The sequence below is a fragment of the Stenotrophomonas sp. ESTM1D_MKCIP4_1 genome (genome assembly GCF_003086895.1).
In the GTDB taxonomy this organism is placed as follows: domain Bacteria; phylum Pseudomonadota; class Gammaproteobacteria; order Xanthomonadales; family Xanthomonadaceae; genus Stenotrophomonas.
Window position 1 is genome coordinate 623,721 of sequence record NZ_CP026004.1, and the last position, 20,592, is coordinate 644,312.

Annotated in this window: 20 protein-coding genes; 7 read left to right on the forward strand and 13 right to left on the reverse strand. The window is 67.4% G+C overall.

What is annotated here, in order from left to right; genetic code table 11:
- Nucleotides 1-8: 8 nt before the first annotated feature.
- Nucleotides 9-1,355: a phosphomannomutase gene (locus tag C1924_RS02810; RefSeq protein ID WP_108763984.1), complete on the reverse strand. Its 1,347-nt coding sequence runs from the start codon at nt 1,353-1,355 to the stop codon at nt 9-11.
- A gap of 139 nt (nt 1,356-1,494) precedes the next feature.
- On the opposite strand from C1924_RS02810, the gene C1924_RS02815 reads away from it, so the two are divergent.
- From C1924_RS02815 to C1924_RS02825, 3 genes are read left to right on the forward strand one after another with little or no spacing between them, the layout of a single operon-like run.
- Nucleotides 1,495-2,229, forward strand: a complete 735-nt coding sequence (locus tag C1924_RS02815; protein WP_108763985.1) for a CoA transferase subunit A — start codon at nt 1,495-1,497, stop codon at nt 2,227-2,229.
- A 1-nt stretch (nt 2,230) separates the two neighbouring features.
- Nucleotides 2,231-2,863 carry a CoA transferase subunit B gene (locus C1924_RS02820; RefSeq protein ID WP_108763986.1) on the forward strand — a complete coding sequence of 211 codons (633 nt, stop codon included), beginning with the start codon at nt 2,231-2,233 and terminating at the stop codon, nt 2,861-2,863.
- A 50-nt stretch (nt 2,864-2,913) separates the two neighbouring features.
- Entirely contained in the window at nt 2,914-3,501 is a 588-nt protein-coding gene (locus C1924_RS02825) for an alpha-ketoglutarate-dependent dioxygenase AlkB (RefSeq protein ID WP_108763987.1), read from the forward strand.
- Nucleotides 3,502-3,520: 19 nt separating this feature from the next.
- Here C1924_RS02825 and C1924_RS02830 read toward each other — a convergent pair whose 3' ends face one another.
- The 5 genes from C1924_RS02830 to C1924_RS02850 all read right to left on the reverse strand — a co-directional run bounded on the left by C1924_RS02830 (nt 3,521) and on the right by C1924_RS02850 (nt 8,166).
- Nucleotides 3,521-4,483: a glycosyltransferase family 2 protein gene (locus tag C1924_RS02830; RefSeq protein WP_108763988.1), complete on the reverse strand. Its 963-nt coding sequence runs from the start codon at nt 4,481-4,483 to the stop codon at nt 3,521-3,523.
- A gap of 164 nt (nt 4,484-4,647) precedes the next feature.
- Nucleotides 4,648-5,289, reverse strand: coding sequence for an ABC-type transport auxiliary lipoprotein family protein (locus C1924_RS02835; protein WP_108763989.1), 642 nt, complete (start codon nt 5,287-5,289; stop codon nt 4,648-4,650).
- Complete coding sequence (locus tag C1924_RS02840; protein ID WP_079220561.1) at nt 5,286-6,212, reverse strand: MlaD family protein; 927 nt, start codon at nt 6,210-6,212, stop codon at nt 5,286-5,288. Before C1924_RS02840 ends, C1924_RS02835 begins: the two co-directional genes overlap by 4 nt.
- Nucleotides 6,213-6,215: 3 nt before the next feature.
- A complete protein-coding gene (locus C1924_RS02845; RefSeq protein WP_108763990.1) occupies nt 6,216-7,043 on the reverse strand; it encodes an ABC transporter ATP-binding protein in 828 nt (275 codons plus the stop codon).
- Between the two features lies 1 nt (nt 7,044).
- Complete coding sequence (locus C1924_RS02850; protein WP_174208932.1) at nt 7,045-8,166, reverse strand: ABC transporter permease; 1,122 nt, start codon at nt 8,164-8,166, stop codon at nt 7,045-7,047.
- A 92-nt stretch (nt 8,167-8,258) separates the two neighbouring features.
- Here C1924_RS02850 and C1924_RS02855 point away from each other — a divergent pair, with 92 nt between their 5' ends.
- Nucleotides 8,259-9,518 carry a threonine/serine exporter family protein gene (locus C1924_RS02855; RefSeq protein ID WP_108763992.1) on the forward strand — a complete coding sequence of 420 codons (1,260 nt, stop codon included), beginning with the start codon at nt 8,259-8,261 and terminating at the stop codon, nt 9,516-9,518.
- 93 nt (nt 9,519-9,611) lie between these two features.
- Here C1924_RS02855 and C1924_RS02860 read toward each other — a convergent pair whose 3' ends face one another.
- From C1924_RS02860 to C1924_RS02870, 3 genes are all read right to left on the reverse strand, one after another.
- On the reverse strand, nt 9,612-9,998 hold the full coding sequence (locus tag C1924_RS02860; protein WP_108763993.1) for an H-NS histone family protein: 387 nt from the start codon (nt 9,996-9,998) through the stop codon (nt 9,612-9,614).
- Nucleotides 9,999-10,222: 224 nt separating this feature from the next.
- Nucleotides 10,223-11,914: a proline--tRNA ligase gene (locus tag C1924_RS02865; protein ID WP_108763994.1), complete on the reverse strand. Its 1,692-nt coding sequence runs from the start codon at nt 11,912-11,914 to the stop codon at nt 10,223-10,225.
- A 565-nt stretch (nt 11,915-12,479) separates the two neighbouring features.
- Entirely contained in the window at nt 12,480-12,857 is a 378-nt protein-coding gene (locus C1924_RS02870; RefSeq protein WP_108766948.1) for a DUF4124 domain-containing protein, read from the reverse strand.
- A gap of 80 nt (nt 12,858-12,937) precedes the next feature.
- Here C1924_RS02870 and pssA point away from each other — a divergent pair, with 80 nt between their 5' ends.
- From pssA to rimI, 3 genes are read left to right on the forward strand one after another with little or no spacing between them, the layout of a single operon-like run.
- Complete coding sequence (pssA, locus tag C1924_RS02875) at nt 12,938-13,714, forward strand: CDP-diacylglycerol--serine O-phosphatidyltransferase (protein ID WP_049418505.1); 777 nt, start codon at nt 12,938-12,940, stop codon at nt 13,712-13,714.
- The gene (locus C1924_RS02880) at nt 13,711-14,217 is read left to right on the forward strand and encodes a hypothetical protein (protein ID WP_108763995.1); all 507 of its coding nucleotides are present in this window, start codon (nt 13,711-13,713) and stop codon (nt 14,215-14,217) included. The genes pssA and C1924_RS02880 overlap by 4 nt, the downstream gene beginning before the upstream one ends.
- The gene (rimI, locus tag C1924_RS02885) at nt 14,214-14,711 is read left to right on the forward strand and encodes a ribosomal protein S18-alanine N-acetyltransferase (protein ID WP_049418508.1); all 498 of its coding nucleotides are present in this window, start codon (nt 14,214-14,216) and stop codon (nt 14,709-14,711) included. Before C1924_RS02880 ends, rimI begins: the two co-directional genes overlap by 4 nt.
- A gap of 44 nt (nt 14,712-14,755) precedes the next feature.
- On the opposite strand, the gene C1924_RS02890 is transcribed toward rimI, so the two are convergent.
- From C1924_RS02890 to C1924_RS02905, 4 genes are all read right to left on the reverse strand, one after another.
- Nucleotides 14,756-15,577 (reverse strand): EamA family transporter, encoded by an 822-nt coding sequence (locus tag C1924_RS02890; protein ID WP_108763996.1) that lies wholly within the window; start codon nt 15,575-15,577, stop codon nt 14,756-14,758.
- A 105-nt stretch (nt 15,578-15,682) separates the two neighbouring features.
- Nucleotides 15,683-18,511 (reverse strand): valine--tRNA ligase, encoded by a 2,829-nt coding sequence (locus C1924_RS02895; protein ID WP_108763997.1) that lies wholly within the window; start codon nt 18,509-18,511, stop codon nt 15,683-15,685.
- A gap of 72 nt (nt 18,512-18,583) precedes the next feature.
- A complete protein-coding gene (locus C1924_RS02900; protein ID WP_108763998.1) occupies nt 18,584-19,009 on the reverse strand; it encodes a DNA polymerase III subunit chi in 426 nt (141 codons plus the stop codon).
- 96 nt (nt 19,010-19,105) lie between these two features.
- The gene (locus C1924_RS02905; protein ID WP_108763999.1) at nt 19,106-20,584 is read right to left on the reverse strand and encodes a leucyl aminopeptidase; all 1,479 of its coding nucleotides are present in this window, start codon (nt 20,582-20,584) and stop codon (nt 19,106-19,108) included.
- Nucleotides 20,585-20,592: the final 8 nt, after the last annotated feature.

Genomic DNA, 20,592 nt, shown 5'->3' on the forward strand with positions numbered 1-20,592 from the left:
GGCCTCGGTTACTGCTGGATGAGCCGCGAAAGCTCATCGGTGCGCGCCTGCAGCAGCGCTGCATCGCCGCGCGCTTCGACGTTCAGGCGCAGCAGCGGTTCGGTGTTGGAACTGCGCAGGTTGAAGCGCCAGTCGCCGAAGTCGGCACTGACGCCATCGGTATGGTCCAGCGCCGGCGACTGCGCGGCGAAGTGTTCCATCACGCGGGCAACGGCGCCCTTGGCATCGGACACCTTGAAATTGATCTCGCCGCTGCAGGGGAACGCAGCCATGCGATCTTCGACCCAGTCGGCCAGCGAACGGCCACTTTCCGAAACCAGCTGCGCGATCAGCAGCCACGGGATCATGCCCGAATCGGCGTAGGCGAATTCGCGGAAGTAGTGATGGGCGCTCATCTCGCCGCCGTACACCGCATCTTCGGCACGCATCTTTTCCTTGATGAAGGCGTGGCCGCTCTTGCACAGCACCGGCACGCCACCGGCCGCTTCGACCATTTCCACCGTGTTCCAGACCAGGCGCGGATCGTGCACGACCTTGCCGCCCGGATTCCGCGCGAGGATGGCCTTGGCAAGCAGGCCGACCAGGTAGTAGCCCTCGATGAAGCGGCCGGTGTGGTCGAAGAAGAAGCAGCGGTCGAAGTCGCCATCCCAGGCGATGCCGAAATCGGCGCCATGTTCGCGCACCGCTTCGGCGGTGGCGGCGCGGTTTTCCGGCAGCAGCGGGTTGGGAATGCCGTTGGGGAAGTTGCCATCGGGTTCATGGCAGATGCGGATGAATTCCAGCGGCAGGTGCGGCGCCAGCAGGTCGACGATGGCACCGGCACCGCCGTTGCCGGCGTTGACCACCAGCTTCAGCGGCTTGAGCTTGCTGGCGTCCACGTAGCTGAGCAGGTGGTCGATGTAGGCGCGCTTGTCGTGGCGTGAGGTCAGCGCTGCACTCGGCGGCTGCGCGCTGCCGGTATCGGCGGCCACCGCGTCGGAGATCGCGAACAGGCCGGTATCGGAACTGATCGGCCGCGCGTTTTCCTTGACCAGCTTCATCCCGTTGTAGTCCATCGGGTTGTGGCTTGCAGTCACCATGACGCCGCCGGCAGCCCCCAGGTGGTCGGTCTGGAAGTAGACCTCTTCGGTGCCGCACAGGCCGATGTCGATCACTTCACGGCCTACGCCGCGCAGGCCGGCGGCGAGCGCGTTCTGCAGGGCGGGGCTGGTCAGGCGGACGTCATGTCCCAGTACTACCGGGCCCGGCGCGAGCTGAGCGGCCAGGGCCACGCCGATGCGGCGGGCCAGGTCTTCGTTCAGTTCTTCCGGCACGCGGCCGCGGATGTCATAGGCCTTGAAGGCGGGCAGGGGCATCGAGCGAGTCCTTGGTGAGTTCAGTCAGCTAGTGTAATGCCAGCCCTGTGTGGGAATCGTTTCCATGCCGCAACGCCACGTGACCCGCCCGCGCGCTGGCCTAGAATGGTGCGATTACATCAACGAGGTGAGGGCGTAGATGAACAACCCGGCAACGACCGGTGGCAAGCGCAGCAAGCGCTTCGCCAGTGCGGCGGAGGCCCTGCAGGGCATCATCGCCGATGGCCAGACCCTGGCCGTGGGCGGCTTCGGCCTGTGCGGCATTCCGGAGGCGCTGATCGCTGCGCTGCGCGACAGCGGTGCCAAGGGCCTGACCGTCATCTCCAACAATGCCGGCGTCGATGGTTTCGGCCTGGGCCAGCTGCTGGAAACGCGCCAGATCAGCAAGATGATCTCGTCCTACGTGGGCGAGAACAAGGAATTTGAACGGCAGTTCCTGGCCGGTGAGCTGGAGCTGGAGTTCAATCCGCAGGGCACCCTGGCCGAGCGCCTGCGTGCCGGCGGTGCGGGCATCCCGGCGTTCTTCACTGCCACCGGCTACGGCACGGTGGTGGCCGAAGGCAAGGAAACCCGCGAGTTCGACGGCAAGCACTACGTGATGGAAACCGCGCTGCGCGCCGACGTCGCCCTGGTCAAGGCCTGGAAGGCCGACGAAGCCGGCAACCTGGTGTTCCGCAAGACCGCGCGCAACTTCAACCCGGCCTGCGCCATGGCCGGCAAGGTCTGCATCGTGGAAGTGGAAGAGGTGGTGCCGGTAGGCGCCATCGATCCGGACCAGGTGCACCTGCCGGGCATCTACGTGCACCGCATCGTTCACAACGCGCATCCTGAAAAACGCATCGAACAGCGCACCATCCGCGCGGAGGGCAACTGACATGGCGTGGACCCGTGACGAGATGGCGGCACGCGCCGCCCGCGAACTGACCGATGGTGCCTACGTGAACCTGGGCATCGGCCTGCCGACGCTGGTGGCCAACCATATTCCCGAAGGCGTGGACGTGTGGCTGCAGTCGGAGAACGGCCTGCTCGGCATCGGCCCGTTCCCGACCGACGCCGAAGTGGATGCCGACCTGATCAACGCCGGCAAGCAGACCGTCACCGCGCGCGCCGGGGCCAGCTATTTCGGAAGCCATGACAGCTTCGCAATGATCCGCGGCGGCCACGTCAACCTGGCCATCCTCGGCGCCATGCAGGTCACCGACACGGGCGACCTGGCCAACTGGATGGTGCCCGGCAAGATGGTCAAGGGCATGGGCGGCGCGATGGATCTGGTGGCCGGCGTGCAGCGCGTGGTGGTGCTGATGGAGCACACCGCGAAGAACGGCGAGCACAAGATCCTGGCCGACTGCACGCTGCCGCTGACCGGCGTGGGCGTGGTCGACCGCATCATCACCGACCTGGCCGTGTTCGATGTGACCGACGACGGCCTGCTGCTGGTGGAAGCGGCGCCCGGTGTCGGCGATCAAGAGCTGAAAGACAAGACCGGCGTGCCGTTCCGGCGTGCCTGAGTGGCCGTGCGCGGGGCGCGTCTGCCGCCCCGCGCATGAGGACGACCGTGATGCTGTTTCCGCCTGACCTGCCCGATGCCGATGTCCGGCACCTGCCCGGCTGGCTGCCGGCCGCTGCCGCCGATGCGCTGCTGCCGGCCCTGCAGTCGGAACTGCCGTGGGAGGTGCACCGCATCCGCATGTTCGGCCGCTGGGTGGATTCGCCACGGCTGAGCTGCTGGATCGGTGACCCGCAGGCGCGCTACCGCTATTCCGGTGCCGAGTTCGTGCCACATCCGTGGCCACCGCAGCTGCAGGCGTTGCGCGAGCAGCTGCAGGGGCAGGGCATCGGCACCTTCAACAGTGTGCTGGTCAACCGCTACCGCAGCGGTGGCGACTCCATGGGCTGGCACAGCGATGATGAGCCCGAACTGGGGCCATCCCCGCTCATCGCCTCGCTCAGCCTGGGTGCGGCGCGCCGGTTCCTGCTGCGGCGGCGCGAGGACACCACGCGCAAGGCCGAATTCCTGCTGGCACATGGCGACCTGCTGCTGATGGGCGGCAGCACCCAGCGCTGCTACCAGCACGCGCTGCCGAAGATGGCGCGCGTGCAGGGCGAGCGCATCAACCTGACGTTCCGCTGGATCGAGCCCGGCTGAGCACGGGCCCGCGCTGGCTTCAGCGGCGGACCAGATCGATCCCGGCGGAGAGGACGCCACGCCCGAACTGCCGGTAGTTGCCATCCAGCAGTTCGCGCAGCACCAGCGGAACCCTCCGCAGGCGCGATGCCGGCAGGGCGGCCCGTACACTGACATGGCGGTACTTGCGCTCGATCAGCGCGATCATCTCCGCAGGCAGGCCCAGCAGGCGTGTGCGCTGCAGTAGCGTGTCGCATTGCTCTTTTTCGGTCTGCAGCTGGCGCTGGCGGCGCACTGAACGCGATGCCGTGTCATTGCCGCCGAGCCCCAGCTGATTGTTGCCGTGCAGGCGATAGCCGATAAGTGCGTCGGGCAGGCTGTCGATCTGGCCACGCATGGCCGCCAGCGTGCCGATCCAGGCGTCATGCACCCAACCGCTTGCCGGCAGCGGCAGGGCATCGGTCAGGACCTGGCGGCGGAAGGCCATGGCCGCGCCGGTCATCAGATTGCGCTTCAGCATCAGCCGGAAACCGTCGCCGGCGTGCATGCGTGCGCGTTCGGCGGCGGTGTAGTGCAGGGCGTCGAACAGCGCGCCCGGCAGCGGCTGGCCGGCTGCGTCGATCAGCCGCGCATCGCAGTGCAGGGCCAGCAGCGCTGGGCGCGCAGCGAAGGCGGCGCAGAATCGCTGCAGTTTGTCGGCGTGCCAGACGTCGTCGTGGTCGCACAGGAAGATCAGCTCGCCGCTGCAGGCGCGCAGCGCGCCGTCGAAGTTGCTTCGATAGCCTACGTTCTGCGGGTTCACCTGCAGATCTACCGCGATGCCCGCGGCTTCGGCGCGCGGTACAAAGGCCTGCAGCAGTGCCAGCGTGCCGTCGCTGGAGACATCGTCGCGGATCACGATCTGATCCGGACGGCGGCTCTGTGCCAGCAGGCTGTCCAGCTGCGCCTGCAGGAAGCGCTCACCGTTGTAGGTACAGACTGCGATGGAGACGGAAGCAGGCATCAGCGTGGAAATGGGCCGTGGCGTGTGATTATCGCATGCGCCTGCCGGCCCCCTGCTGGTTCGGGGTCAGAGCCCTTTCCCTGCGGGAAAAGGATCCGACCACGGGCGCGCGGATGAGGTCAGAGCCCTTTCCCTGCGGGAAAGGGATCCGACCCCGGCAACGGTCAACGCTTCGGCGTCGCCGCGTCGTTCTGCCCGTTCACCAGCGTCCAGCCCACCACATCCTGCGCCAGCTGCTGCAGGCCGCGCTCGAACGCGGCCGCCACCGCGGGTACGTCGGTGCTGCCCACCGGCTGTGCCTGGCGGAACGTGCGGTCGGCCACCACGCGCTGGTCGGTGGTGTGGATCAGCTTGGCGTTGACTTCGATCACCACCGTCGGCGTGGCCTGGCCCTGGTAGTCCGACTCGAAGCGGCGTACATCGGTGGCCAGCTTGTAATCGGCGCGGATGCCGGCAGCGGTGCGGGCCACACCACGCAGGCGGCCGGAATCCTCGAAGCCACGCAGCAGGGTGTCTTCAATGATGTCGGTGGCCGGCTGTGCCCAGCTGGCGCCCTTGTAGATCTCCAGCTCGGATGGTGTTGGCCGCACGTTGATGCGCGGGCTGTCGACCATGCGCGCGGCGCTGGGCTTGGACACCACCAGCTGCCAGTCGGCCTGCGGCCAGTTCGGGTCCACCTTCACCTGCACCGCAGGCGAATACAGGGTGACCGGGCTCTTGTCGCCGCTGCCAAGGATGGAGCAGCCACCCAGCAGGGCAACGGCCGATGCGGCCAGCAGCAGGCGCGGAAGGGTCATCGGGCTCATTTGGGTTCAAACTCCTTCGGTGCGTCGCGGCCCAGCAGATAGCGCGCGGGGTTGTTCTCGAGACGGTCACTGACCCGGCGAAGGTCGCGGATCAGGCCGCGCAGTTCGTTCAGCGTCGGGCCCAGCTGGCCCAGGCCATCGTTGGCGAAGCTGTTGATGGCCGCACGGTTCTCGCCGAGGATCGAATCGGCATTGCCAGCGGCCGAATCGAGTTTGCCCAGGGTGGCATCGAGCTTGTCGATGATGCCCGGCAGCTGCTGCACCAGGTTCTTGTCCAGGCGCTCGATGGTGCCGTTGGTGGTCTTCAGCGTGGTGTCCAGGCTGCGTGCCGCATCGCGTGCGCTCAGCAGCAGCGCCTGGGTGCCCTGGTCACGGTCGGCCAGGCCGCCGCTGATGGTTTCCAGGTTGGCCAGGGTGGCGTTGATCGAGGCCACGTTGCGGTCGCTGAGGATCTGGTCCATCCGCTCGACGATGCGGTTGGCCACGTCGGTGATGTTCTGCAGCGCCGACGGCGTGGTCGGGATGATCGGCGCCGGATCCTTGTTGACCGTGGTCAGCGTCGGCGCCTGCGGCGTGCCGCCACTGAGCTGGATGATCGACGGGCCGGTCAGGCTGGTGATGGCCAGCTTGGCGCGGGTATCGGTCTTGACCGGCGTGTTGGAATTCAGGCGGATACGTGCCACGACCTGGCGCGGGTCATCGGGCACCAGGTTCAGTTCGGTGATCGACCCCACCGCGATGCCGTTGTACTGCACCGGGCTGCCGACCGACAGGCCGGTGACCGCCTCGCGGAACACCACGCGGTATTCCTGCCAGGTGCGGTCGGAGGAATACTTGGCCGCCCACAGGCCGAAGGCCAGCAGGGCCAGGCCGGTGATCAGGGTGAACGCGCCGATCAGCACGTAGTTGGCTTTGGTTTCCATGGCTCAGGCACTCTTGATCTGTTCGCCGCGTGCGGCACGCGCGCGGGGTCCGTGGAAATATTCCTGGATCCACGGATGGTCCAGTTGTTCGAGTTCGGACAGTGGCGCGTTGGCCACCACCTTGCGGTCGGCGATCACCGCCACCCGGTCGCAGATCGCATACAGCGTGTCCAGGTCATGGGTGATCAGGAACACGGTCAGGCCCAGCGCTTCCTGCAGGGTCTTGATGAGGCGGTCGAAGGCGGCCGCGCCGATCGGGTCCAGGCCGGCGGTCGGTTCGTCCAGGAACAGCAGCGGCGGGTCCAGTGCAAGCGCCCGGGCCAGACCGGCGCGCTTGCGCATGCCGCCGGACAGCTGCGAGGGCAGCTTGTTGATGGCATCCGCAGGCAGGCCGGCCAGCTTCACCTTCAGCAGTGCCAGTTCGTAGTGCCAGCGCTCGGGCAGTTCGCGGTGGTGTTCCTTCAGCGGCACCTGCACGTTCTCGCCCACGGTCAGCGAGGAGAACAGCGCGCCATCCTGGAACAGCACGCCGGTGTTGCGTTCGATGTGCAGGCGGCTTTCGGCGTCGTCGGCGCGTGCGTCGCGGCCGAGCACGTCGATCTGCCCTTCGTCGGGAACACGCAGGCCGAGGATCGAACGCATCAGCACCGATTTACCGGTGCCCGAACCGCCCACCACGCCCAGGATCTCGCCACGGCGCACGTCCAGGTCCAGGCCCTCGTGCACGGTCTGGCTGCCGAAGCGGTTGACCAGCCCGCGCACGCGGATGGCCAGGTCATGGCCCTGGTCGTCCTGCATCGCGGTAGTGCTGTCGCTGTCGTAGATACTCATCTCACCAGTCCATGTGCATGAACCACAACGCCGCGAAGGCGTCGATGATGATGACCAGCGAAATGGTCTGCACCACGCTGGAGGTGGTGCGTTCGCCCACCGACTGCGCCGTGCCTTCCACCTTCAGGCCTTCCAGGCAGCCGATCAGGCCGATGACCAGCGCGAACACCGGCGCCTTGGACAGGCCCACCAGCATGTGCCGCACTTCCATCGTTTCGTGCATGCGCGCGATGTACATCTGTGGCGGAATATCCAGGTCGAACGCGCCCACGGTGATGCCGCCGGCCAGGCCGGCGATCATCGCGATGAAGGTCAGCAACGGCAGGGTCACCAGCAGCGCCAGCAGGCGTGGCAGCACCAGCAGGTCGACCGGGTCGAGGCCCAGCGTGCGCATCGCATCGATTTCCTCGCGCGCTTTCATCGCACCGATCTGCGCGGTGAACGCACTGGCGGTACGGCCGGCCAGCACGATGGCGGTCAGCAGCACGGCGAATTCGCGCAGGAAGGCGATGTTGACCAGCTCGACCACGTAGATCTCCGCGCCGAAGTCACGCAGGATGGTCGAGCCGAGGAAGGCGATGACGGCACCGACCAGATAGGACAGCAGCGCCACCAGCGGCACCGCGTCCAGTCCCACCTGTTCCATCTGGTGCACGGTGGCGGTCAGGCGGAAGCGCCGCGGCTCCTTCACCAGCCGCGCCGCCTTCACCAGGTTCTCGCCGAGGAAACTGCACAGCGCCTTGATGTTGTGGGCCGTGGCGTGGACGCTGACGCCCAGGCGTTCGAGTGCGGCCAGCACGCCGAAATCGCGCTTGGGCTTGGGCCGGTCGTCGGCCACTTCCTCGATGGTGCACACCAGTGCCTGGTGGTCCGGGCGGAACTGCAGGGCCTGTTCGCCGAGGTCGGCGCGATGGGCCACGCGCAGCACCTGCAGCACGCCGGCCGAGTCGAGCTGCTCGATGCCGGTGGCATCGATGCCGGTCAATGTGTCGGGAATGCCACGCAGCACCTCGGCCGCGTCCAGCGCGGTCTTCAAGGTCCAGTGTCCGGACAGGCGGATCAGCCCGGGATCGTGGGCGTCCTGTTCAAGCCGGGGGGCGTGGTTCGGGGTCATGGGGGCCATTCGGCTCGCAGCATAACCGTTTCGCCCTGCACGTCGCGTCGAACCCTGATGAATTTCTCCTGCCGGGGCCGACGTAGGTAATACTACGGCGCATGTCTGCAGACGCTCACACGATCCCCACGCCCCAGGCCACCTACGCACAGCGCGTAGCGTTCGTTTCCGAGATCGCCGGGCGCCTGCACAGCTATGGCACCACCGCCCAGCGCCTGGAAACGGCCGTGGTGGCACTGGCGCGCCAGCTCGACCTGGATTGTGAACCGTGGTCCAACCCCACCGGCATCATCCTCAGTTTCAGCGACCCGGCGCAGGCCATCGGTTCCAGCGACATCACCCGGGTGATCCGCCTGGCGCCGGGCGAGAACGACCTGCACAAGCTGAGCGTGGCCGACCGCATCGCCGAGGAAGTCTCCAACGGCCGCATGAGCATCGCCCAGGGGCACACCGCGCTGCGCCAGCTGGACAAGGACCCCGGCCGACGCGGCAAGCTGCGCACCATCCTGTCCTTCAGCCTGGGCGCGGCGGGTGTGGCTGGCATGTGGAAGCTGCCGTGGCTGGACATCGCCACGGCCGGTGTCATCGGCATGATGATCGGCCTGCTGGGCATGGTCACCGACCGCCGCCCGGCCACCCGCGAGGCAGCCGAAGCACTGGCCGCGCTGCTGGCCGGCATGGTCGCGACCCTGGTGGCGGCCTTCGTTGGTGCGCTCAACCTCAACACCGTCATCATCGCCTCGCTGGTGGTCCTGCTGCCCGGCATGTCGCTCACCAACGCGGTCAATGAACTGGCCAGCCAGCACTGGGTATCGGGTACGGCGCGTTTTGCCGGCGCGCTCACCACCATCATGAAACTCAGTGTCGGCGCGATGATCGCGGTGACCCTGGCCGATGTGCTGGGCCTGGACCCTGTCATCCGCGCCTCGCGGCCGCAGGGGCCGTGGGTTGAATGGGGATCGCTGCTGACCGCGGCGTTCGCCTTCGCCATGCTGTTCAAGGCCAACCGACGGGATTATCCGTGGGTCATGGCGGCCTCGGTGGCCGGTTATGCGATTTCCAAGTTTGGCGGCCATGCATGGGGCGCACCGGCCGGCATCTTCCTGTCGGCGATGCTGCTCACCGCCGGCGGCAATCTGTTCGGCCGGCTGGTCGGGCGTCCGGGCGCGATCATCCGCCTGCCGGGCATCATCATGATGGTGCCCGGCAGCACCAGCCTGCGCGGCGTGCTGACCCTGGTGCAGCAGCAGGATGTGGGTGCCGGGCAGAGCGTGTTCCTCACCGTGCTCAACGTGGTGATGGCACTGGTGGCCGGCCTGCTGTTCGGCAACCTGCTGATGCCGGCGAGAAAAACCCTGTGATGCTGTCGGTAGGTGTGGACCGTTGGTCCACACAAAGGGGAATGAAAAAACGCCGGCTTGCGCCGGCGTTTTTCATCGCTTCCCGACCCGGCCTCAGGCCTTCTTGATCAGGAAATCTTCCGGCTTCTTGCCGCCCTTGGCGGTCAGTTCGGCCATCCAGCGCGGCTGCTTGCCACGGCCGGTCCAGGTTTCCTTCGGATTGGCCGGATTACGGTACTTGGGGGCCACCTTGCCAAGCTTGCGGCCAGCGGTCTTCGCCGGTGCCTTGGTGGCCTTGGCCGCCTTGCGGGCGCGCGGAGCGGCCGGGGCGTCGCCGAACAGTTCCTCGATGGTGTAGCCCTCGGCCTTGGCCAGCTTGCTCAGCTGTGCGCGCACCTTGGTGATCGGGCGACGCTTGGCCACGATGGTCTGCTGCTTCTTGGCGGTGCGGATCAGGGCGCCCAGTTCGCGTGCCGACAGGCCGCTCAGGTCGATGCTCATCTACGATTACTCCGGAAACTAATTAAGGGACAGGGACGAGCCGGTCCGTGGCGTCGCGGGACAGAATAATGACGAATTAATCCCAACACAAACATCGGCAGTCGCGACATGGCGCCCGGATGGCGCCAATGCGCCTATTTTGGCCGCATTATGTCCGCCTTCATTTTGCTGGTGCGCACAAAACCGGCAAAAAAAAAGACCGGGGCGAACCCCGGTCCCTGTGATCAGCCCTGCAGCCGCTGCAGCAGGCGGGCCCTGTCCAGGCTTTCCGCCTCGCTGGCCCGGCGCGAACGATACTCGAAGGTGCCGGCGGCCAGACCGCGTTCGCTGACCACCACCCGGTGCGGGATGCCGATCAGTTCCATATCGGCGAACATGGCGCCCGGGCGCAGGCCACGGTCGTCCAGCGCCGCATCCAGGCCCGCATCGCGCAGTTCCTGCAGCAGCCCGGCAGCCGCATCGGCCACGCCAGCGTCACCCTTCGGGTTGATCACGCACACCACCACCTGCCACGGCGCCATGGCCTCCGGCCAGATGATGCCGGCGTCATCGTGGTTTTGTTCGATCGCGGCAGCGACCACGCGGGAGATACCGATGCCGTAGCAGCCCATTGCCATGACCGCGGCCTTGCCGTTCTCGTCCAGCACGGTGGCATCCAGCGCCTGGGCGTACTTGCGGCCCAGCTGGAAGACATGGCCGACCTCGATGCCACGGGCGATCTTCAGCTCGCCGCCGTCCACGGCACGGTCACCGGCCTGCACGTTGCGGATGTCGGCCACTTCCGGCTCGGCCAGGTCGCGGCCCCAGTTGACGCCGGCCAGGTGGAAGCCAGCGTCGTTGGCACCGACAACGAAGTCGGCCATGGCCGCCACTTCACGGTCGGCGACAACACGGATGGGCTTGGCCGGAGCGACCGGGCCAAGGAAGCCCGGTACGCTGCCCAGGTGTTCAGCGATTTCCGCTTCGCTGGCAAAACGCTGCTCTTCCAGGCCGGCGACCTTGCCCAGCTTGATCTCGTTGACGTCGTGGTCGCCGCGCACCAGGGCCAGCACGAAGCCACCTTCGGTCATCAGCGCCACCGATTTCACGGTGCGGGCCAGCGCGATGCCGAGCAGGGCAGCGACGTCCTCGCAGGTTTTCTGCGTCGGGGTTTCCACCTTGCGCATGGCTTCGGCAGCGGCCGCGCGCGGCGCGGGATCGGCGGAAACGGCCGCTTCCATGTTGGCGGCATAATCCGAGCCGGTGGAGAACACCAGCGCGTCTTCGCCCGAATCGGCGATCACGTGGAATTCCTGCGAGGCATCGCCGCCGATCGCGCCGGAATCGGCCTGCACCATGCGGAAATCCAGGCCCAGGCGGGTGAAGATGCGGCTGTAGGCCGACTTCATGTTTTCGTATTCGCGCACCAGGCACTCATCGTGCAGGTGGAACGAATAAGCATCCTTCATCAGGAATTCGCGCGCACGCATCACGCCGAAACGCGGGCGGATCTCGTCGCGGAACTTGGTCTGGATCTGGTAGAAGTTGACCGGCAGCTGCTTGTAGCTGGACAGCTCGCTGCGCGCGAAATCGCAGGCCGCTTCTTCGGCGGTGGGGCTGTAGCAGAAGGTCTGTTCCTTGCGGTCCTTGATCTTCAGCAGCTGCGGGCCGAACTTTTCCCAGCGGCCGGTCTGCTCCCACAGTTCCTTCGGCTGGATGGTGGGAATCTGGAATTCCACGGCGCCAGCGCGGTCCATTTCCTCGCGCACGATGCGCTCGACCTTGCGCAGCACGCGCAGGCCCAGCGGCGACCAGGTGTACAGGCCCGATGCCAGCTTGCGGATCATGCCCGCCCGCAGCATCAGCCGATGGCTGGTCAGCTCGGCGTCGCTGGGGGTTTCCTTGGTGGTGTGCAGGTGGAACTGGGAGAGGCGCATCGGCGGCTTCGGATAACGGCAGAGACGCCTATTCTGCCAGCCCGGCCGGGGTGGGGGGTACTGGCAGGGCCTGCAGCCCTGCACCCGCTGCAATCAAAGGCAACGTCAACGTCAAGAGCGGGCTATCCGTGGGTTGGCGGGGTGGGTCCGGTTGCGGGGGACGCCGTGAACACGTCCATGTAGGCTTGGCCGCGGCATCCATGCCGCGGACACCCCCCGCAACCGGACCCACCCCGCCTTCGACAGTTGGCCGCGATCTGCCAGAACGGCACGGGGTCGGATCCCGTTGCGCAGCAACGGGCTCTGACCCCAGATTCAGTTCGATATCCGAGAGATTCATCCACGCATGGCGTGGATCTACCGGCCGCCGGCCAACTATCAGAGGCGGGGCGGTGTCGGAATGCGGGGTGTCAGCCGCATGGATGCGGCTGCCAAGCCTACAGGGACGTACTTGCGGCGTCCCCGCAGTCCGACACCGCCCCGCCATCCCACGGAATGCCCGCCTTTGACGTTGCCGTTGCTCCGGCTTCAAGCGGGTGCAGGGCGCAGCCCTGCCGGACCCCCCTCAACCGGCCGGCGGGCAGTACGCCTTGATGGCGGCTTCGGCCAGGGCCTTCTGCGCGGTGCGCTGTTCCGGGGTCAGGGCGGTGTCGGCCTTGCCATCGCCATCGGTGTCCTGCATCACCGGTCCGCTGCCTTCCAGCAGGGTCACATTGGCGCGGGCAGTGCTGCACTGCTCTGGAACCGGTGCGGCCTCGGCGGTGGGCGCTGCGGCCGGTTGCGTGCTGCGGGCCTGTTCCCGGGTTTCGTATTTCACCCCGGCTGGCGGCGTTTCCGAATACTGGGTCACGCCCTTGGAATCCTTCCATTTGTAGACGGGCCCGGCCACCGCGTTGGCACTGGCCAACAACAGTAGGCATCCCAGGCAGGACAAGGCACGCATGGCAAACTCCACGGAATGGGCGTAGAACGCCGATTGCAGCATTGCCGCCGACCGCTGGCAAGTCGATTAAACTGGATTCCATGGACCCGATCACACCGCCGCCGCGTTCGCGCACGATTTACCTGCTGCCCAACCTGTTCACCACGGCAGGCCTGTTCTCCGGCTTCTACGCGATCATCGCGGCGGCCAATGGCGATTTCGTCAATGCCAGCATCGCGGTGTTCGTGGCGGCGGTGATGGATGGCCTGGATGGCCGCGTTGCGCGCCTGACCGGCACCAGCAGCGAGTTCGGCGTGCAGTACGATTCGCTGGCCGACCTGGTCAGCTTCGGCATGGCCCCGGCACTGGTGATGTACCACTGGTCCCTGTCCGAATTGAAATACGACGGCGAACTGCTCGGCCGTCTCGGCTGGGCGGTGGCCTTCCTGTATGCCGCCTGTGCGGCGCTGCGGCTGGCCCGCTTCAACACCCAGGTGGCGGTGGTCGACAAGCGCTGGTTTGTCGGCCTGGCCAGCCCGGCCGCGGCCGGGTTGATGATGTCCTTTGTCTGGGCCTTCGCCGATGGCCGGTTGGGCTGGAATGGCAACGAGCTGCGCTTCGTCGCGTTGGGCGTGACCTTGGTCGCGGCCCTGCTGATGGTCAGCCGCATCCGTTTCTGGAGTTTCAAGGGCGGCGCTGCCAAGGGCACCCGTTCCGACCGCGTGCCGTTCCTGGTGCTGGCGCTGGTGCCGATCGCCATCGCCATCGCGGTCATCGACCTGCCGCGTGTGCTGTTCGTGGTGGGCATCCTCTACGCGTTGTCCGGCCCGGTGATGTGGGCCCTGCAGCGCCTGCGCAAGAAGCCCGAGGCGACGTGAGCGAGGACCTGCCCGTGTTGTGGTCCCCGGCCCAGCAGGCCTGGCTGCAGGCCATGGGCTACACCGTCTACCACGACGGCCAGCTGGCCGCCGAGCTGGACGCGGCCCTGCAGCTGAGCGTGGCCGAGGCCGAGGCCGCTGCAGCACCGGTGCGCAGCGAAGCGCCCCGGCCGCCGCCGCGCCAGTCCGATGCCTCGGCCGAACGCGGGCGGGTGCCGCACGAACGTGCCGCGCCACCGTCGCGGACCCCGCCGGTGGTGGCACCCGATACGGCGCCCGCCGCCACGCGCCCGCAGGCCAGCGGTACGGCGCGCCAGCCGTCGGTACGGCTGCCCGACCGGTTGCAGATCGCATTGCTGCGGGCTTCCGGCTGCAACCCGAACGACCCGGCCACGCAGGCCCTGATGGACAGCTGGCCGCTGGAACAACTGCGCCGCGATCCGGCAGCCAAGCGCGCGCTGTGGCCGCAGCTGCGCGCGTTGCGCAAGCGGGGCGCGCCGTGAGTGCGGTGGCCCGGCCTGGCCCGGTGTCGATGCGTGCCCTTCGCGAAAGCGACCTCAATGCGGTGATGGCCATTGAAGTACGTGGCTATCCCTATCCATGGACGCGCGGCATCTTCCTGGACTGCCTGCGTGCCGGCTATCCCGGCCTGGCGATGGAGCGTGACGGCCTGCTGATCGGCTATGGCGTGCTGAGCATCGCCGCCGATGAGGCCCACGTGCTCAACGTCTGTGTCGACCCGCTTGAACAGTCGCGCGGCCTCGGCCGGCAGCTGATGCGTGCGCTGGTGCGCCTGGCCGGTGATCGCGGTGCACAGCGTGTGTTCCTTGAAGTGCGCCCGTCCAATACGCCGGCGCTGGCGCTGTACCACAGCGAAGGGTTCAACGAGATCGGCCGCCGTCCGCGTTATTACCCGGCGGCAAACGGCCGCGAAGATGCGTTGGTGATGGCCATCGAGCTGGTGAGCGACGACCTGCAGACGATGCCGCCGCTGTAAGGGGCAGGGTTGCCGGCCAGTGGCCGGCACTGCCGATGGGGTGTTCATGCCATCCGCAGCGCCAGCACGCCCCCGACGATCAATCCCGCTGCCAGCCAGCGCGCCCGCGGCACGCGCTCGCGCAGTACCAACACCGAAATCAGCAGCGCGAACAGGATCGACGCTTCGCGCAGTGCCGACACCATCGCCACTGGTACCTGGGTCATCGCCCACAGTGCCATCGCATAGGAGGCGGTGGTGCCGACGCCGCCGGCCAGCCCCAGCGGCCAGTGCTGGCGCGCATAGGCCAGCACCGCACTGCGCCGCCTGTACAGCGCCCACAGCGGCAAGGGGAGGCCGGACAGCAGGAACAGCCACAGCGTGTAGGCCAGCGCGCTTCCCGACTGCCGCGCGCCGTGTGCGTCGACCAGTGTGTAGGTGGCGATCATCAACGCTGTCAGCAGCGGCAGGCCGAGCTGTCCGCCGCGCGCACCCAATGCCATGCACAGGATGCCGGTACTGACCAGCACCACGCCCAGCCATGCGGCCGGCGGCAGCGCCTGCCCGAACAGGCTGCCGGCCAGCGCGATCAGGATCGGTGCGCAGCCGCGCATCAGCGGGTAGGCCAGGCTCATGTCCACCTGCTGGTAGCAGCGTGCGACCAGACCGTAATAGGTCACCTGCAGCAACACCGACGCGGCCAGCCACGGCCAGCTGTCCGACGCCGGCAATGGCAGCAGGGGCAGGGCTGCGGCCGACAGCAGCGCGGCACTGCCGGTGACCAGCACAGTGCCGAGGAATTTGTCCGGCCCGCGTTTGACGATCGCGTTCCAGCTGGCATGCAGCGCAGCAGCGGCCAGGACCAGCAGGAAGATGGAAAGCGGCATCGCCTGATGATGCCATGGGGTAGAAAGGGAAACGCCGGGCAGTGCCCGGCGTTTCCGATTCCGCGTTGGTAGATGCCAACCCTGGTTGGCACCCGCCTGCAGCTGTTAAAGCTTCGCGCGCTGTTCCTGCAGGCCGGCCAGCTGGGTGTTCCAGTCGACCAGTCGCACGCGCTCCTGCTCGACCACGGCCGGCGGCACCTTGTCGGTGAACTTCGCCAGCTTGGCCTCGCTCTTTTCCTTCTCGCTTTCCACGCGCTTGATCTCCTTGTCCAGGCGCGCACGCTCGGCGTCGAGATCGACCAGGCCTTCCAGCGGCACCAGCAGCTTCAGCTCACCCACGATCGCGGCGGCGGCCGGCGGTGCGCTTTCCCCCTCACCCAGCCACTGGATGCTGTCCAGCTTCAGCAGGAACGACAGCGAGGCGCTGAAGCGCTCGATGCGCACGCGGTCCAGTTCCAGGCCGGCCTGCAGACGCAGCGGCACCAGCTTGGACGGGGCCACGTTCAGTTCACTGCGCACGCGGCGCACCGCACTGATCACCGCCTTCAGCCATTCCACGTCGGCCTCGGCCTGGGCGAAATCGCCAGCGAATTCGTCGGCGGTCGGGTACGGGCGCAGCGACAGGGTGGTTTCGGCCAGGCCCAGGCGCGGGGCCAGCTGCTGCCACAGCTGTTCGGTGATGAACGGGGTGAGCGGGTGCAGCAGGCGCAGCAGCGCTTCCAGCACGTACAGCAGGGTGTGGCGGGTGCTGTCGGCATCGGCAGCGTCCGCGCCGTTCAGTGCCGGCTTGCTCAGTTCCAGGAACCAGTCGCAGAACTCGTTCCAGGCGAACTCGTACAGGCACTGCGCCAGCAGGTCGAAGCGGTAGTTGGCGTAGTGGCCCTGTGCATCGGCGGACACGGCGGCCAGGCGCGCCAGGATCCAGCGCTCGGCATCGGTACGCGGCGTCGGCACGCCGTTGAACGCGGCACCCTCGGTATTCATCAGGGTGAAGCGGCTGGCATTCCACAGCTTGTTGCAGAAGTTCTTGTAGCCCTCGGCGCGGTTCATGTCGAACTTGATGTCGCGGCCGTGGGTGGCCAGCGCGGCGATGGTGAAGCGCAGCGCGTCGGCACCGTGCGCGGCGATGCCGTCCGGGAACTCCTTGCGGGTCGCCTTCTCGATCTTCTCCACCATCTTCGGCTGCATCAGGCCGCCGGTGCGCTTGGCCACCAGGTCGTCGATGCTGATGCCGTCGATGATATCCAGCGGATCGAGCACATTGCCCTTGCTCTTGGACATCTTCTGGCCCTGGCCGTCGCGGATCAGGCCGGTGAAGTAGACGTCCTTGAACGGGATCTTCCCGGTCAGGTTGTCGGTGGCCATGATCATGCGGGCCACCCAGAAGAAGATGATGTCGAAGCCGGTGACCAGCACCGACGACGGCAGGTAGCGGTCGAAGCCGCGCTCGGCCATGGCCTGTTCGTTCGGCCAGCCCAGCGTGGAGAACGGCCACAGCTGCGAGGAGAACCAGGTCTCCAGCACATCGCTTTCCTGGGTCAGCACCACGTCGCTGCCGAGGTTGTTCTTTGCGCGCACTTCATCTTCGCTACGGCCGACGTAGCAGCTGCCGGTGGCGGCATCGAACCAGGCCGGAATGCGATGGCCCCACCACAGCTGGCGGCTGATGCACCAATCCTGGATGTTGGCCATCCAGTGGCGGTAGGTGTTGATCCAGTTCGGCGGCACGAAGGCGATGCTGCCGTTCTCGACCAGCTCCAGGCCACGACGCGCCAGCTCATCCATCTTCACGAACCACTGGTCGGTCAGGTAGGGCTCGATCACCTGCCCGGTACGGTCACCGCGCGGCACCTGCAGCTTGTGCGCCTTGGTTTCCACCAGGATGCCCAGGTCTTCCAGCTCGGCCAGCACGGCCTTGCGCGCTTCGTAGCGGTCCAGGCCCTGGAAGCGTTCGGGCGCGTTTTCATTCAGCGCCGCCACCGGGGTGAACAGGTTGATCATCGGCAGGCTGTGGCGCACGCCTACCTGGTAATCGTTGAAATCGTGCGCCGGGGTGACCTTGACCACGCCGGTACCGAACGCGCGGTCCACGTAGTCATCGGCGATCACCGGCACGCGGCGGCCGGTCAGCGGCAGCACCACGCTCTTGCCGATCAGGTGCGCATAGCGCTCGTCTTCCGGGTGCACCATCACCGCGGTGTCGCCCAGCAGGGTTTCCGGGCGGGTGGTGGCCACGACCAGGTAATCGCGGGTTTCGCGCAGGGTTTCCACGCCGTCGGCATCGCGCTCGACGTGTTCGTAGCTCAGGCCCTCATCCAGCGTGTAGGCGATCGACCACAGGAAACCGTCTTCCTCGGCGCTCTCCACTTCCAGGTCCGAGATCGCCGTCTTCAGCACCGGATCCCAGTTGACCAGGCGCTGGCCGCGGTAGATCAGGCCCTGTTCGTGCCAGCGCACGAAGGCCTCGATCACCGCTTCGGACGGCTGCGGGTCCATGGTGAAGGTGCTGCGCGACCAGTCGGCCGAGGTGCCCAGGCGGCGCATCTGCCGCTCGATGGTGTCACCGGACTGCTGCTTCCACTCCCAGACCTTGCCGATGAAGCCTTCGCGGCCCAGCGAATCGCGGGTCTCGCCCTTGCCTTCCAGCGCCAGGTTGCGGCTGACCACCATTTCGGTGGCGATGCCGGCATGGTCGGTACCGACCTGCCACAGCGTGTCGTAGCCGCGCATGCGGTGGTAGCGCACCAGCGCATCCATCAGGGTCTGCTGGAAGGCATGGCCCATGTGCAGGGTGCCGGTCACGTTCGGCGGCGGCAGCAGGATGGTGTACGGCTCGCCCTTGCCGGACGGCTTGAAGTGGCCGTCCTTCTCCCACTTCTCGTAGAGATCGGTCTCGAAGGACTTCGGAGCGTAGCTGGAGTCGAGTTGGGTCATGCGGGGGAACCAGGAGGTAATCGTTGAAGGATCAGGGCGCCGGGGCGGCCCATCAAGGGGGCCGCCGCGGGCTCACATGTCGTGCTTGTTCAGGTCGTAGCCGGCGGTCTTGTACTGGCGCCAGCGCTCGCGCAGCGGTTCGCGCGCTTCCGGGTCGGCCGGTACCACTTCCAGCACGCGCTCGCACTGGCCCAGCCAGGGGTCGTCGCGCAGGTTGATGACCAGCGGGCGCATCGGCGCCTCATCCCCGGGGATGGAAATGAGCACCACGGCCTCTTCCTCGTCCACGTCCTCGCCGACGATCTGGTGCGGGATGTAGGCATCCTCGTCGAACGACCAGAGCAGTTCGTCCAGTTCTTCGGCCTGGGCCTGGTCGCGTGCCAGCACCAGGGCGGGCAGCCCGGCATCGTTGGCCTTGCGTGCCAGTTCGCAGACCAGGCGCAGCGGCTCGGTCAGGAAACGGGGCTTGGCGATCAGGTAGAAATCAGCGCGGGGCATGGCAGGGTCCGGGTCGGGCAGGGGCCCGGCGTGCCGGGCGGGGGCAGGCCGGAGAATGCCCCGGCCGGCGGGCGCCGGCCAGGGGCAGGTACGGCATCAGGCGCGGGCGGCCTGGTCCAGCAGCCACTGGCTCAGCAGGCCCACCGGGCGGCCGGTGGCCATGCCACGCTTGCCTTCATCGCTGGCTACGCCGGCGATGTCCAGGTGCGCCCAGCGCTGGCCTTCGGCGAAGCGCGACAGGAAGCAGCCGGCGGTGATGGCGCCGGCCCAGCGGCCGCCGATGTTGTAGACGTCGGCGAAGGTCGAATCCAGCATCGGCTGGTATTCGTCCCACAGCGGCAGGCGCCAGGCGCGGTCGAACACGTGCTCACCGGCAGCCAGCAGCTCGTTTGCCAGATCGTCATGCTTGCTCATCAGGCCGGCGGTCTGGTGGCCCAGGGCCACCAGGCAGGCGCCGGTCAGGGTGGCCACGTCCACCAGGGCCTGCGGCTCGAAGCGCTGTGCGTAGGTCAGCGCATCGCACAGGATCAGGCGGCCTTCGGCGTCGGTGTTGCCCACTTCGATGGTCTTGCCGGACATCGAGGTGATCACGTCGGACGGGCGGTAGGCGTTGCCGTCGATGGCGTTTTCCACGGCCGGCACGACCACCACCAGGTTCAGCGGCAGCTTCGCCTTCACGGTGGCGACGAAGGTGCCGATGACGTTGGCGCCACCGCACATGTCGTACTTCATTTCCTCGATGCCGCCCTGGGTCTTCAGGTTCACGCCACCGGTGTCGAAGGTGATGCCCTTGCCGACCAGCACGTACGGCTTGGCGTCACCGCCGCCGGACCATTTCAGCACGACCAGGCGCGGGCGGTTGGCCGAACCACGGGCCACGGCCAGCAGCGAACCCATGCCCAGCGCTTCCATCTGGTGTTCGTCGAGGATGTCGGCTTCGGCACCTTCATGCTCGCCGGCGAATTTCACGCCCACTTCAGCCAGATAGGCCGGGGTGCAGTAGTTCGGCGGCAGGTTGCCCAGTTCGCGGGCGAACTCGACACCGGCGGCGATGGCCTGGCCCTGGGCCAGCGCCTGGGCGTCGTCACCGGCAATGGCCAGCTGGGCCAGACCGGCATCGTCGGTCTTCTTCTTGCCCAGGGTGGCGGTGTAGCGGTAGGCGGCGTGGTCCGCGGCGATCACGGCCTGGCGGATCGCCCAGGCGGCGTCGCGGTCCTTGATGGCCACTTCGGACAGGGTGAACAGCGCGCTGCGGGCGGCGCCGGCCTTCAGTGCGCGCACGGCGTCGCCGACAGCCTTCAGGTACTGCGGCACGCCGAAACGGGCGGCCTCGCCCAGGCCGACCACCAGCACGCGCGGGGCGCTGACGCCCGGCAGGTCATGCAGCAGGGTGGTGGCGCCGGTCTTGCCGGACAGGTCGCCGCGCTGGGCCAGGGCGGCCAGGCGGCCGCCGCTGGCGGCGTCCAGGGCCTGGGCGGCCGGGGTCAGGGAGTGGTCGGCATACGCGCCGACCACCAGGCAGTCGACGCTGGCGGCGGCCGGCGCGAGGTGGTTCAGGGTGAATTCGAGGGCCATTGAGCAGA

Bases quoted from the DNA above. Each gene is read 5' to 3' on its own strand.
- C1924_RS02810 (WP_108763984.1), bottom strand. From the start codon at position 1,355: ATGCCCCTGCCCGCCTTCAAGGCCTATGACATCCGCGGCCGCGTGCCG.
- C1924_RS02815 (WP_108763985.1), top strand. From the start codon at position 1,495: ATGAACAACCCGGCAACGACCGGTGGCAAGCGCAGCAAGCGCTTCGCC.
- C1924_RS02820 (WP_108763986.1), top strand. From the start codon at position 2,231: ATGGCGTGGACCCGTGACGAGATGGCGGCACGCGCCGCCCGCGAACTG.
- C1924_RS02825 (WP_108763987.1), top strand. From the start codon at position 2,914: ATGCTGTTTCCGCCTGACCTGCCCGATGCCGATGTCCGGCACCTGCCC.
- C1924_RS02830 (WP_108763988.1), bottom strand. From the start codon at position 4,483: ATGCCTGCTTCCGTCTCCATCGCAGTCTGTACCTACAACGGTGAGCGC.
- C1924_RS02835 (WP_108763989.1), bottom strand. From the start codon at position 5,289: ATGAGCCCGATGACCCTTCCGCGCCTGCTGCTGGCCGCATCGGCCGTT.
- C1924_RS02840 (WP_079220561.1), bottom strand. From the start codon at position 6,212: ATGGAAACCAAAGCCAACTACGTGCTGATCGGCGCGTTCACCCTGATC.
- C1924_RS02845 (WP_108763990.1), bottom strand. From the start codon at position 7,043: ATGAGTATCTACGACAGCGACAGCACTACCGCGATGCAGGACGACCAG.
- C1924_RS02850 (WP_174208932.1), bottom strand. From the start codon at position 8,166: ATGGCCCCCATGACCCCGAACCACGCCCCCCGGCTTGAACAGGACGCC.
- C1924_RS02855 (WP_108763992.1), top strand. From the start codon at position 8,259: ATGTCTGCAGACGCTCACACGATCCCCACGCCCCAGGCCACCTACGCA.
- C1924_RS02860 (WP_108763993.1), bottom strand. From the start codon at position 9,998: ATGAGCATCGACCTGAGCGGCCTGTCGGCACGCGAACTGGGCGCCCTG.
- C1924_RS02865 (WP_108763994.1), bottom strand. From the start codon at position 11,914: ATGCGCCTCTCCCAGTTCCACCTGCACACCACCAAGGAAACCCCCAGC.
- C1924_RS02870 (WP_108766948.1), bottom strand. From the start codon at position 12,857: ATGCGTGCCTTGTCCTGCCTGGGATGCCTACTGTTGTTGGCCAGTGCC.
- pssA (WP_049418505.1), top strand. From the start codon at position 12,938: ATGGACCCGATCACACCGCCGCCGCGTTCGCGCACGATTTACCTGCTG.
- C1924_RS02890 (WP_108763996.1), bottom strand. From the start codon at position 15,577: ATGCCGCTTTCCATCTTCCTGCTGGTCCTGGCCGCTGCTGCGCTGCAT.
- C1924_RS02895 (WP_108763997.1), bottom strand. From the start codon at position 18,511: ATGACCCAACTCGACTCCAGCTACGCTCCGAAGTCCTTCGAGACCGAT.
- C1924_RS02900 (WP_108763998.1), bottom strand. From the start codon at position 19,009: ATGCCCCGCGCTGATTTCTACCTGATCGCCAAGCCCCGTTTCCTGACC.
- C1924_RS02905 (WP_108763999.1), bottom strand. From the start codon at position 20,584: ATGGCCCTCGAATTCACCCTGAACCACCTCGCGCCGGCCGCCGCCAGC.